General features: G+C 70.8%; 10 protein-coding genes. 5 read left to right on the forward strand and 5 right to left on the reverse strand.

The annotated features are described in order from the left end of the window. Nucleotides 1–9: 9 nt before the first annotated feature. The 3 genes from ACFOWZ_RS16390 to ACFOWZ_RS16400 form a co-directional block, all read right to left on the reverse strand. Nucleotides 10–1,239: a cytochrome P450 gene (locus ACFOWZ_RS16390; RefSeq protein ID WP_382373280.1), complete on the reverse strand. Its 1,230-nt coding sequence runs from the start codon at nucleotides 1,237–1,239 to the stop codon at nucleotides 10–12. A 168-nt stretch (nucleotides 1,240–1,407) separates the two neighbouring features. After that, nucleotides 1,408–2,517, reverse strand: a complete 1,110-nt coding sequence (locus tag ACFOWZ_RS16395) for a cytochrome P450 (RefSeq protein ID WP_382373282.1) — start codon at nucleotides 2,515–2,517, stop codon at nucleotides 1,408–1,410. 167 nt (nucleotides 2,518–2,684) lie between these two features. After that, nucleotides 2,685–3,704: an Lrp/AsnC family transcriptional regulator gene (locus ACFOWZ_RS16400; RefSeq protein WP_382373284.1), complete on the reverse strand. Its 1,020-nt coding sequence runs from the start codon at nucleotides 3,702–3,704 to the stop codon at nucleotides 2,685–2,687. A gap of 110 nt (nucleotides 3,705–3,814) precedes the next feature. Between ACFOWZ_RS16400 and ACFOWZ_RS16405 the strand changes: the two genes are divergently transcribed. Further along, the gene (locus ACFOWZ_RS16405) at nucleotides 3,815–5,356 is read left to right on the forward strand and encodes an AbgT family transporter (protein WP_382373286.1); all 1,542 of its coding nucleotides are present in this window, start codon (nucleotides 3,815–3,817) and stop codon (nucleotides 5,354–5,356) included. Next, nucleotides 5,356–6,510 (forward strand): M20 family metallopeptidase, encoded by a 1,155-nt coding sequence (locus ACFOWZ_RS16410; RefSeq protein ID WP_382373288.1) that lies wholly within the window; start codon nucleotides 5,356–5,358, stop codon nucleotides 6,508–6,510. Before ACFOWZ_RS16405 ends, ACFOWZ_RS16410 begins: the two co-directional genes overlap by 1 nt. Here ACFOWZ_RS16410 and ACFOWZ_RS16415 read toward each other — a convergent pair. Together ACFOWZ_RS16415 and ACFOWZ_RS16420 are read right to left on the reverse strand one after the other, a co-directional pair. After that, nucleotides 6,503–7,975: an amidase gene (locus ACFOWZ_RS16415; RefSeq protein WP_382373290.1), complete on the reverse strand. Its 1,473-nt coding sequence runs from the start codon at nucleotides 7,973–7,975 to the stop codon at nucleotides 6,503–6,505. The genes ACFOWZ_RS16410 and ACFOWZ_RS16415 overlap by 8 nt on opposite strands. Nucleotides 7,976–7,995: 20 nt before the next feature. Beyond that, the gene (locus ACFOWZ_RS16420; protein WP_030465254.1) at nucleotides 7,996–8,910 is read right to left on the reverse strand and encodes a patatin-like phospholipase family protein; all 915 of its coding nucleotides are present in this window, start codon (nucleotides 8,908–8,910) and stop codon (nucleotides 7,996–7,998) included. Between the two features lie 225 nt (nucleotides 8,911–9,135). Here ACFOWZ_RS16420 and ACFOWZ_RS16425 point away from each other — a divergent pair, with 225 nt between their 5' ends. The 3 genes from ACFOWZ_RS16425 (at nucleotide 9,136) to ACFOWZ_RS16435 (ending at nucleotide 11,733) form a co-directional block, all read left to right on the forward strand. After that, entirely contained in the window at nucleotides 9,136–10,746 is a 1,611-nt protein-coding gene (locus ACFOWZ_RS16425) for an ABC-F family ATP-binding cassette domain-containing protein (protein ID WP_382373292.1), read from the forward strand. Then, nucleotides 10,739–10,906 (forward strand): hypothetical protein, encoded by a 168-nt coding sequence (locus ACFOWZ_RS16430; RefSeq protein ID WP_382373294.1) that lies wholly within the window; start codon nucleotides 10,739–10,741, stop codon nucleotides 10,904–10,906. The genes ACFOWZ_RS16425 and ACFOWZ_RS16430 overlap by 8 nt, the downstream gene beginning before the upstream one ends. Before the next feature lie 77 nt (nucleotides 10,907–10,983). Beyond that, nucleotides 10,984–11,733 carry a DUF899 family protein gene (locus ACFOWZ_RS16435; protein WP_382373296.1) on the forward strand — a complete coding sequence of 250 codons (750 nt, stop codon included), beginning with the start codon at nucleotides 10,984–10,986 and terminating at the stop codon, nucleotides 11,731–11,733. The last annotated feature ends 28 nt before the right edge of the window (nucleotides 11,734–11,761 follow it).

Raw genomic sequence — 11,761 nt, forward strand, 5'->3', positions numbered from 1 at the left:
CGCCGCCACTCAGGACACGCCCGCCCCGCCCCGGACGGACACCCGCCCGTCGAAGCCGACCGGCACCGGAACCGGCCCTATCGCCATCGTCGGCGCGGCCTCCCCCGGCAGGTCGATCCGGTAGGTGGTGCACAGCAGGCGGCACAGCAGGACCAGTTGGCACAGACCGAGTCCGGCGCCCACGCACGCGGTCGGCGCCCAGCCGAACGGCACGTAGTGCTGGCCTCCCGCGGGGCCGTGGGGCGCGCCGGGCAGCCAGCGGTCGGGGTCGAACTCCTCCGGGTCCCGCCAGTACCGAGCGTCCTGGTGCACCATCGCGGGACTGAGCACGAAGTGCTGGCCGACCTCGAGGTCGTGGCCCGCCACCCGCAGCGGGGTGCGCACGCTGCGGGTCAGCATCGTCGGAGACGTCCAGCGGCGCAGCACCTCCTTCACGAACCGGTGCGTCACCGGCGCGGACCGGGTGCCGGAGCGGTACAGCTCGGCCGTGTCGGTCGCGGCGAACTCGGCGGCCAGGCGGTCCGCCCAGTCGGGGCGGGTGACCAGCTCGTACATCACGCAGGCGGCGGCCGCGCCGGGCGGACCGGCGATGGCGGTGAGCACGGCGGTGACGGCGTCGACGGCGCGGTCCATGCCGAGATCGGCGAGCAGGTCGGCGATCGGCTGCGTGAGGTCCTGCGCGGCGCCCGCGTCACGGACCCGGCGGCGCAGTGCGCGGCGGACCACCAGGCCCGCCTTGACCTGAACGGACAAGGGGCGCCACGACCGCCACCACGGCGGGTCCTCCTCGGCCTCGCCCATCAGCCTGGCCAGTTTCGCGATCGCGTCCTCGGTGATCTTCGCGCTGTCCGCCGGGGAGAGGCCGTCGAGCACGATCGGGAGCAGGGAGCGGAAACTGACCTCGTGCGCGAGCCACGGCAGGTTCAGCAACGGACCGGTCCGCGCGCGCAGCACGGAGTCCATCCGCGCATCGAGCGCCGCCAGGCCTTCTTCCCCTGAGAGAGTGCGCAGCTGTGCCCTCCAGGCCGACCGCACGCGCTTCCAGGAGACCGGGGTGCTCGGCCGGCGCAGCAGCAGGTCGAGGAGGCGGTCGGGCAGGGTGAGGTCGGCGTAGTTGTCGGTGTTGGCCTGGGCGGCGGCATCGGCGTCGAACACCATGAGCTGCCGTTCGGTCTGCCAGAAGACCCCGCCCGCGGCCGCGCTCGGCCCGCGCAGGTCGCGCAGCACATCCGTGTCCATCGCTGCTCCGGTCGCCGTGGGCGCGGGGAGCGGTCCCGGTGCGGTCGCGCTCCCCGCCGTCGGTCAGATGTGGTGGTACAGGTACCAGCGGTACTGGCGGTCGGACTTGCGGATGTTCAGCGCGGACAGAGCGGCGCGGAAGATCTTCGACACTTCGATCACCTCCCCTCAGGCGGAAACCGGTTCCAGCCGCAGGTGGAACCGCGGGGGCGCGAGTGCCGCCGAGACCTGGGGCCGGGCCGAAGGGGCGGTGACGCCGAGCCGGTAGGCCGAGGTGATCAGCCCGACGAGCGTCTCCGCGACCTGGGTCGCGACACCGGCGCCGGTGCACGCGTGCGGTCCCCAGCCGAACGGGATGAAGGCCTCCTGCCCGGCACCGGTCGCCCACCGGCCGGGGCGGAACTCGTCCGGCTCGCTCCAGTGCGCGGGATCGCGGTGCACGAGGTAGCTGCAGACGACGACCTCGTCGGTGGGTTTCGCGGTGACCGCGGCGAGCCGGTGCTCCCGGCTGGGGGTCCGGCCGAACTGCCACGCCACGGGCCACAGCCGCAGGGCTTCGCGCACCACCCACGAGGAGTGCGCGGGCTCCGTCGTGCCGACGAGGTAGATCGACCAGCCGAGCAGGAAGCCGATCGAACCGGCGACCGCGAAGAGGCAGGAGAGGAACACCTCGGCGAGGTCGGCTTCCGGCGTGCCCTCGGCCGCGGCACGGGCGACGACGTCCAGCAGGTCGGCAGGCTCAGCCGCGGGACGGGCGCGCCGGGCAGCGAGCTCCGCGCACAGGACCCTCGTCACTCGGCCGCGAAACCGGTGGCGGGCGAGCCAGGACCAGCGGTCACGCGCACCGGCCAGCACCGCCCGTTCCACGACCTGGTCCACCGTCTCGCGCAGGGCGGCCGAGGGCGCGTCACCGATCAGCGCCGGGCGGAAGTGCTCGTACACGAGACGGTTTCCCGCGTCCGGCCACTCGCTGCGGGGTGCGAGCTTCGCGACGAGCGCCGGGAGCTCGTCCGCGTGGTCCACGGCGTGCCGCCGCAGCAGCACCCGCGCGGTCCGTCCGATTTCGACCTGTGCGGACCTCGGCGCGAACATTCCCGTCCTGATCCGGAAGAAATCGGAATGCTCCCGGAAAAGGCCTTCACCGTTCGCGAGTATTTCCTTCGCGAGCACCGGATCGGAGACGTAGATCTCGCCCCGGCTCTTCGTGAAAACCGAGCCGCGGTCGCGGCGGAGTTCACTGAGTTCGGTGAGAGGATCGGAATCCGGACCGAGTGCCACGGGCGCTCCCCTCGCGAGAATCCAGCAGGGAACAGTGAGGTCAGCTAACCGTTGCCGCGCAAAGGCGTCAACACTTCATCGCGGCAGCAGCCGGATGGCCGCGCACCACTCGCCCGCGTTCGGTCGCCAATCTCGGCCGAATGGCGCCATAAACGAATTAGCAGGGGTCATAGAACTGCCGGTGGGTGGAACTCCCCCAGACCGGAGACGGTGTCGCGATCGAGCCAGTAACGGCGCGGCTCCGAGAGGTAGACGTCGACGCTGACAGCGCGAATTCCCGGAATTCCCGCCAGTTCCGAGTCGACGAACGCGGCCAGCGCGGCGCGATCGGCCACGAGACCCGTGCACAGGACGGAGATGTCGCTCGCGACGTGGACGCTGACACGGGTCTGGGGCAGTCCGTCGAGGCTGCGCATGACGGCGGGCGTCTCCCCGGGAGCCACCCGCAGGCGCAGCAGGAACGGGGTGTGGAACCCGAGCCACTCCGACACGGCCTCCAGTCGTGGGCGCACCCACTTCTCGTCGAGGACGCGGCGGACCAGGCGGTGTGCCGTCGAGGTGGACAGGCCGGCGACGCGCCCGATGCTCGCCGCGGAAGCTCTGGCGTCCCGCATCAGCAGTGCCACCACGGCACGTTCGGCGTCGGTGAGGGGTTTGCCGGTCGCGGTCGCGGTTCCCTCCGCCCGATCACCGGTCAGGCTGAGCAGCTCGGCCCGTTCGGCGTCGGTGAGGAAGCCGGGGTCCCAGGTGGCGCCGCGCCGCAGGGTGGTCAGGGCGGGCAGGGCGTTGACCCGGCGCACGCCCCGGAGGGAGAACAGGCGGTCGATCGCCTCGCTGGTGGCGGCTTCCGACGGGGCGTGCACCACCGCGTAGACCGGGTAGTCGCCGGAGATCTGCGCCAGGAGCTGCACGTGCGGCACGGCGCGCAGCCTGCCGAGGACGGCGAGCGGGGTGGCACCCGTGACGTCCAGGAACAGGTGGACCGGCATCGCGGTGGAGTGCACGCCCCAGTCGGCCTGACCGATCACGCGGATCATCCGCGCGTCGTGCAGCCGGTTGAACCGGCGTTTGAGGGTACTCGCGTCCGCGGACAGCACTTCGCCGATGTCGTCCCACGTGGCGCGCGGCGCCAGGTGCAGTGCGCCGACGAGGCGGCGGTCGAACTCGTCGAGCTTCGGAGGAGCCATTCACTCACCTCGTGTGCCAGTAATTCCCACTGAATCGGTCATAAACTAGCGAATCCTCCAACGAGTAGCCATCGTGTGCCGAAACATCCCCAGCGTCCGACGAGGTACCGATGACCACCACCGCCGCCGAACCGCAGTCGAGAGTTCTGCGCGCCGCGTTCCGCTGCGTCGCCGCCATCGAGAAGGCCGGCAACAAACTGCCCAACCCGTTCTGGCTCTTCTGGCTGTTCGCGGGCGGCGTGGCCGTGCTGAGCGCGGTGCTCGCGGCGATGCACGTCCGCGCGGTGAACCCGGCGACGAACAAGGTCGTCGAGGTGGCCAGCCTGCTCAGCAGGGACGGGCTCACGCTGGTCGTCGCGGACGCCGTCGAGAGCTTCGCGAGCTTCCCGCCGCTGGCCACGATCCTCACCGTGATGCTGGGGATCGGCGTCGCCGAGCGGAGCGGGCTGCTCTCGACGATGCTGCGGCGCATGGTCGCGCGGGTGCCGGCCAAGTACCTGACCTTCGCGCTGTCGATCACGGCCATGGTCAGCCACGTCGTCGGCGACGCCGCGTACATCACGCTGATCCCGTTGGGAGCACTCATCTTCCGCGCGGCGGGCCGCAGCCCGGTGCTCGGCTGCATCGTCGCCTACGTCTCGATCTCCGCGGGCTACGACGCGTCGCCGTCGCTGACCAAGACCGACGTGCTGCTGTCGTCGATCTCCACCGCCGCGGCCCGCACGATCGACGAGGACTACGTCGTCACGCCGGTCTCCAACTACTTCTTCGGCCTCGCGTCGTCGTTCCTCATCGCGACCGTGATCACGGTCGTCGTGGAGACGGTCCTCGCGCGACGCTCGGACCTGGAGGCGGACCAGCCGAGCACCGACCTCGACGCCACCGAACGCGACGCGATGACCGTGACGCCACAGCAACGCCGCGCGCTGCGGGTGACCGGTCTGGTCGCGCTGGGTTTCATCGCCCTCCTGGTGGGCTCGCTGATCCCCGCGTCCTCGCCGTTGCGCGGCGAGGGCGGCGGCATCGTCAACTCGCCGGTGATCGCCGGGATCGCGGTGGTCCTGGGCGTGTTCTTCGCCGTGGTCGGCGCCGTCTACGGCCGCCTGACCGGAACGCTGCCCGCCGCACGTGACGTCGTCACCGCCATGGCCGACGGAGTCCGGTCGATGGCGCCGATCCTCGTGCTCTTCTTCGCGATCTCCCAGTTCCTCGCCTATTTCAAGTGGACCAACATCGGCGAGGTCCTCGCGATCACCGGTGCCGAGGCGCTGCGGGACCTGAGGTTGCAGGGCTGGGTCGTGCTCGTCGGCATCGCCGTGCTGATCACCGTGATGAACCTCGTCATCACCAGCGGATCCGCGCTGTGGTCGCTGGCCGCGCCGGTGCTCGTGCCGATGCTCATGCTGGTCGGCATCGACCCCGAGACCACGCAGGCCGTCTACCGCGTCGCCGACTCCGTCACCAACTGCGTCACCCCGATGAGCCCGTACTTCGTGATGGCGCTCGGTTTCGTCCAGCAGTACCGCAAGTCGGCGGGCATCGGCACGCTCGCGTCGTTCACCATCCCCATCGCCGCCGTGGTCTGGATCGTCTGGGTCGCGTTCTTCGTCGCCTGGTACCTGCTGGGCATCCCGTTCGGAGTCAGCGCCTGATGACACACGACATCACGGCAGACGTCGTCGCCGACATCCTCTCCCTCGTGAACCACGAGACCTCGAGTCTCGACCTGGCAGGCCTCGCCGCGGGACTGGACCACCTGCGGGACCTCGCCACGGCCCGGCTCGGACCACCCGATGTGCTGCGGCGCCACTCCGGAAACGGGCACGGCGACACCGCCACGCTCACCTACACGGGCACCGGCCCCGGACACGTCGCGCTGATCGGCCATTACGACACCGTGTGGCCGACCGGCACGCTCGCCGACTGGGCACCACCCATCGCCGGCAGCAGGCCGAAGCTCGGCGGACCGGGCATCTTCGACATGAAAACCGGTCTGGCACAAGGCATCTGGGCGCTGAAACTGGCCAGGGACGCCGACAGCCCGGTGCCGACGGTGACGTTCGTCTTCAACGGCGACGAGGAAATCGGCTCCCCTGCGTCACGGCCGATCGTCGAACGCACCGCCTCCGAGGCGGACGCGACCCTGGTGCTGGAGCCCTCCGCCGACGGCGCGGTCAAGACGGCCCGCAAGGGCACCGGAACCTTCGCCGTGACCGCCACCGGCATCGAGTCGCACGCCGGACTGGCCCCCGAGGCGGGAGCCAGCGCCGTCCACGCCCTCGCCGAGTTCGTCACCGCCGCGTCGGCAATCGCCGCACCGGGCGCGGGCACCACCGTCAACGCCGGCCTGATCAACGGCGGCACCGGCGCCAACGTGGTCGCAGGCCGCGCCACCGCGACCATCGACGTCCGCGTCCGCACCCAGGAGGAGAAGGACCGGGTCGACGCCGCACTGAAGGCGATCACGACCAGCGACCCCCGCGTGCACATGGAGATCACGCGGGGGTGGAACCGGCCACCGATGGTCCTGAACCCCGCATCGGCACAGCTGCTGGACCTCGCCCGAGCCGTCGCGCAGGAGCAGGGCCACGACCTGCGCGACGCAGCAGTGGGTGGCGCGAGCGACGCGAACTTCGTCGCGGCGCTCGGCCTGCCGGTGCTGTGCGGGCTGGGCGCCGTCGGCGGCGGCGCCCACGCTCGCGAGGAGTTCATCTATCCGGACACCGTTGCGCAACAGGCGACACTCCTCGCCGGAATGCTGACGCGGTTGGCGACCTGGACCGGCCAGCCGCGCTCGCTCAGCTGAGCTCCGGCATCCGGTCGGCCCACGGCAGCGCTTCCTCGAGCTGGGCCGCGAGCTTGATCAGCAGCGACTCCCCCGCGAGCGGCGCGACGAACTGCACGCCGAGGGGCAGTCCGTCCGCGGTCCAGTGCAGCGGCAACGAGATCGCGGGCCGGCCGGTGATGTTCGCGAGCTGCGTGTACGGCACCCAGCCGAGGTTCTCGGAGATCATGTCGTCGACGAGCTTGGTGTGCTTGAGGAATCGCGCCGTGCGGGTCCTGAGCAACGCGTCCGTCGCGCGCTGCAACGACACCGGCAGCTCGAACGCGCCGACCTTCGGCGGTGGCGTCGCCAGGGTCGGGGTCAGCAACAGGTCGTACGACTCGAAGAACACGCTGAGGCGGCGGGTGTGCTCGTGCCGTCGTTGCACCGCATCCACGTAGTCGACGCTGCTCGTGGCCCGTCCCAGCGCGGCCATGAGCAGCGTGTCGCGTTCGAACGCGCTGTCCGGCGCACCGGTCAGCCTCTTGGAGTCCGCGACCTTCCACGCGAGGTTGACGAACCACGTGAGCAGGAAGTCCTTGGCCAGCGCGGCGTCGTCGAACGGCGCCTGCGGCAGTTCCTCGACGTGGTGGCCGAGATCGGCGAGCACGCGGACGGCCGCCTCCACCGCCGCGAACGCCTCGGGGTGCGGGTTCGGGTTGATCGCCGACGGCACCCGGACACCGATGCGCAGCTTCCCCGGCTCCAGGCCGACGCACGACGCGAACGACGACGACGGCATGGCAGGCGAATACGGTCCGGACGCCTCACCGCCGCAGATCACGTCGAGCATCGCCGCCGTGTCTCGCACCGTGCGAGAGACGACGCCCTGCACCGCCGCGCCGTGCATCATCTCGGCGGTCTCCGGCCCGAACGGCGTCAGCCCTCGCCCCGGCTTCAGCCCGACGAGCCCGCAGCACGCCGCCGGGATCCTGGTCGAGCCACCACCGTCGTTCGCTCCGGCGCACGGCACGATCCCGGCCGCCACCGCGGCCGCCGAGCCTCCGGAGGAACCGCCGGGAGTCCGTTCCAGGTCCCACGGGTTGCGCGCCGGGCCCCACACGAGCGACTCGCTGATCGCCTTGGCACCGAACTCCGGCAGGTTGGTCTTGCCGAAGATCACCAGACCGGCGTCGAGCCAGCGCTGGACCACCGTCGAGTGCTGCGTGACCCGGTGCGCCTTCAGCGAACGCGACCCGTTCGACGTCGGCAGGCCCGCGTAGTCCTGGCCGAGATCCTTGATCAGGAACGGCACGCCGGCGAACGGACCGGTGAGATCCTCCGACGGCTCGGCCGGGACGTCCCTGACGATCGCGTTGAGCTTCGGGTTCACCGCCGCGGCGCGTTCGGTTGCCACAGCGAGCAGTTCGGCCGCGGACACGTGCTTGTCCGCGACGAGCCGGGCCAGCCCGGTCGCGTCGTACTTCCGGTACTCGTCGAAGTCCACGCGATCAAGGTAACCCCGAGTCAGTCCAGTTCCAGCGCCTTCATCGCGGCGCGCACCCCGGTGTCGACGGCGGCGCGCAGCACGTGCGGGCGTCGTTCGGTGCGGCCGACCCTGGCGCTGCCCAGCGGTGGCCGGATCTGCAGGCACTCGGGATGCGAGGCGAGCAGGTCTTCTTCTTCCGTCCTGATCTCGACGTGACGCAGCCACGGCTCGATGGCTCCCGGTGCGTTCCGGGCCATCCAGCGCGTCAGCACCAGGCGTTCGGCACGGGTCGGCGGCATCGCGAACTCGTCCTCGCGGCGGGTCCGCAGGGCGATGACGTGCGTGGCCTTCTGTTCGAGGGCGGTCTTCACCGGGACGGTCGCGGTCAGGCCGGCGTCGATGTACGGGCGGCCGTCGATCACGACGGGTGCGCCGGTGAGCAGCGGCATCGCCGTCGACGCCCGCAGCGCGGCCTGCAGGCTCGGGGTGTCGCGGACGTGGTCGTGCAGGTCGGCGGCCTCACCGGAGAGTCCGTCCGTGGCCATCGGGTGGAACTCCACGGCGTTGTCGACGATCTCCTGGAAGCCCATCGGGACGACCTGGGTGTAGATGGTGTGGATGAGGTGGTGGGTGTCCACGACGGGCCGCCGGGTGAACGCGCGACGCGGGTTGATCGTCGTCCGCATGACGGCCGGGTCCCACCACGCGTGCTTGCTGCGGTCCGCGCGGCCGCACAGCAACCAGGCCGCGTTGAGCGAGCCCGCCGAGCTCCCGTAGACGGCGTCGAACAGCGGCAGCAGGCCGTGTTGTTCGATCGGGATGGTCATGCCGCTGGAGTAGGCACCGCGCGAGCTGCCGCCCTCGATCAGCAGCACGAGCCGCGCGTCGTCGTCCCGGTGCCCCGGCACGCTTTGCCGCTGCCTCCGTTCGTGCAGCAACTCGAGAACACTCATCACGCAGCCGAGTGAACCACGATCGGACTTTCCCGTTGCGAGGCCCTGCTAACGTGGAGGACGAGATCAACGCCCCTGACCGAGGAGCTCGACGTGCTGGTGGGTGAAGACGACATCTCCGGGTGAGCCCGGGATGTGACAGGCCATCGACAGCGGTGGCTGTTTCGTCGTCCCCTTTGTCCACTCGTGCGACTGTCGTTCGCGCGCAGCACTTTCTGAGGTCTCATGTCCGACGCTTTCATCGTCGTGTCCAGCCTGTCCTTCTCGTGGCCGGACAACACTCCTGTATTCGACGGCCTGTCCGTCACGGTGCCCGGCGGCCGCACCGGTCTCGTCGCCCCGAACGGCGCGGGCAAGTCCACGTTGCTCAAGCTCGTGGCGGGTGCGCTGACGCCCGCCGCGGGCAGCGTGTCCGTCGACGGCGTGCTCGGCTACCTGCCGCAGGACCTGCCGCTCACCGCCGAGCTGACCGTGGCCGAGGTGCTCGGCGTCGCGCCCGTCCTGGCCGCGATCAGGGCCGTCGAGTCCGGTGACGTCGACGAGGAGCACTTCACCACCATCGGCACCGACTGGGACGTCGAGGAACGCACCCGCGCCCAGCTCGACCGGCTCGGCCTCGGCGACCTGTCGTTCGACCGCCGGCTCGGCACGGTGAGCGGTGGTCAGGTCATCTCGCTCGGGCTCGCCGCGCAACTGCTCAAGCAACCGGACGTGCTGCTGCTCGACGAGCCGACCAACAACCTCGACGTCGACGCCCGCCACCGGCTCTACGACGTGCTGGACGACTGGCGCGGCTGCCTGCTCGTGGTGAGCCACGACCGTGCGCTGCTCGACCGGATGGACCGGATCGCGGAGCTCGACGGCGGCGAGATCCGGTTCTACGGCGGCAACTTCAGCGATTACGAGGAGGCGGTCGCTGCCGAGCGCGAAGTCGCCGAGAAGAACATCCGCAGTGCCGAGCAGGAGGTCAAGCGCGAGAAGCGGGAGATGCAGCAGGCCCGCGAACGCGCCGCTCGCCGCGCGTCCAACGCCCAGCGCAACCTGTCCAACGCCGGTCTGCCGAGGATCTTCGCCGGCAACATGAAGCGCAACGCCGAGGTGTCCGCCGCCAAGGCCGACGGCACGCACGCCGCCCGGCTCAGCGCCGCCAAGACCCGGCTCGACCAGGCCGAACGCGCGTTGAAGGACGAGCTGAAGATCAGCCTCGACCTGCCGCAGACCGCCGTGCCCGCCGGTCGCACGCTCTTCGACGGCTCCGGCATCCGGGTGCGGGAGCTGTTCGACGGTCTCGACCTCGCGATCCGCGGTCCGGAACGCATCGCGCTCGCCGCCCCGAACGGCGCGGGCAAGTCGACGCTGCTGCGGGTGATCCACGGATCGCTGACGCCGGACAGCGGTGAGGTGAAGCGCGCCGACGGACGCGTCGCGTACCTGTCGCAGCGCCTGGACCTGCTCGACGACTCCCGCACGGTCGCGGAGAACCTGGCCGCGTTCGCCCCGGCCATGCCACCCGCGGACCGGATGAACCTGTTGGCGCGCTTCCTCTTCCGCGGCGCGCGGGCACATCTGCCGGTCGGGGTGCTGTCCGGCGGCGAACGGCTGCGCGCCACGCTCGCGTGCGTCCTGTTCGCCGAACCCGCGCCGCAGTTGCTGCTGCTCGACGAGCCGACGAACAACCTCGACCTGGTCAGCGCGGGGCAGCTGGAGAGCGCGCTGAACGCGTACCGGGGCGCGTTCGTCGTGGTCAGCCACGACGAACGGTTCCTGAGCGAGGTGAGGATCGACCGCTGGTTGCGCCTGGACGGCGGCAAGCTGCTGGAGGCCGGACGTGGCTGAGGCGGCACTGGTCGCGCACGACCTGGTGCGCGGGTTCGGCGAGCAGCCGGTGCTGCCGAGAACCGGCGGCCAGTGGGCGGCCTACCTGGACGACGATCCGCTGCCGAGGAGGCAGAGGCGCGTGCGACCGGCGATCTGGGCAATTCGTTTCCCGTGGTGATGTCGAAATCGCGCCATCGGCTTCGACTCCGAGGTGAAAGGGAAAGAAAGAACCCGCACCTCACGGAGGACGAAACCATGACCGGACGCCCACCCGTCGTCGACCTGGACACCTGGCAGAAGGCCCGCGACGAGCTCCTCGTTCGCGAGAAGGCCCACACCCGCGAGGGCGACGCGATCGCCGCCGCGCGCCGGCGGCTGCCGATGGTGGAGTTCGACGGCAAGGTCGAGATCGTCGGCGCCGGCGGCCCCGTGCCGTTCATCGACCTGTTCCAGGGCCGCGAGGAGCTCGTGGTCTACAAGCACATGTGGTGGGACGGCGCGCCGTTCCAGGGCCAGTGCGAGGGCTGCACGCACATGCCGGTGCACTTCGACAACGCCGCGTACCTCAACACCCGCGGGGTGTCGTTCGCCTACCTGACCACCGGCGCGTGGGACGAGGTGGCCCCGTTCGTCGAGTTCATGGGCTACTCCGAACCCTGGTACTCGGTGCGCGGGGTGGACGGCCCCGCCGGTGGGGAGATGGGCTACATCACCAGCTACCTGCGCGACGGTGACCGCACGTTCCTCACCTACTCGACGACAGGCCGCGGCACCGAACGCCCCAACGGGTCGCTGGGGCTGCTCGACATGACCGTGCGCGGGCGGGGTGAGGCGTGGGAGGACCACCCGGAGGGCTGGCCGGAGGGGCGTCCCGCGTGCTGGTTCTGGCGGACGGACGCGGAGGGGAACTCGACCTGGGAAGGGACTAGCCGGCCCGTTCCGCAGTGGACTCGGCCGGGCGTGACGGCGGAGACGACGCTGGGGCGGCAGGGTCACTGCCACTGACGAGTGGTGGGGCGCGGCGTGGGCAACC

Source organism: Lentzea rhizosphaerae (genome assembly GCF_042649515.1).
Taxonomy (GTDB): domain Bacteria; phylum Actinomycetota; class Actinomycetes; order Mycobacteriales; family Pseudonocardiaceae; genus Lentzea; species Lentzea aerocolonigenes.

Coding starts and splice junctions, on each gene's coding strand:
- ACFOWZ_RS16390 (WP_382373280.1), bottom strand. CDS start 1,239: ATGGACACGGATGTGCTGCGCGACCTGCGCGGGCCGAGCGCGGCCGCG.
- ACFOWZ_RS16400 (WP_382373284.1), bottom strand. CDS start 3,704: ATGGCTCCTCCGAAGCTCGACGAGTTCGACCGCCGCCTCGTCGGCGCA.
- ACFOWZ_RS16405 (WP_382373286.1), top strand. CDS start 3,815: ATGACCACCACCGCCGCCGAACCGCAGTCGAGAGTTCTGCGCGCCGCG.
- ACFOWZ_RS16410 (WP_382373288.1), top strand. CDS start 5,356: ATGACACACGACATCACGGCAGACGTCGTCGCCGACATCCTCTCCCTC.
- ACFOWZ_RS16420 (WP_030465254.1), bottom strand. CDS start 8,910: ATGAGTGTTCTCGAGTTGCTGCACGAACGGAGGCAGCGGCAAAGCGTG.
- ACFOWZ_RS16425 (WP_382373292.1), top strand. CDS start 9,136: ATGTCCGACGCTTTCATCGTCGTGTCCAGCCTGTCCTTCTCGTGGCCG.
- ACFOWZ_RS16435 (WP_382373296.1), top strand. CDS start 10,984: ATGACCGGACGCCCACCCGTCGTCGACCTGGACACCTGGCAGAAGGCC.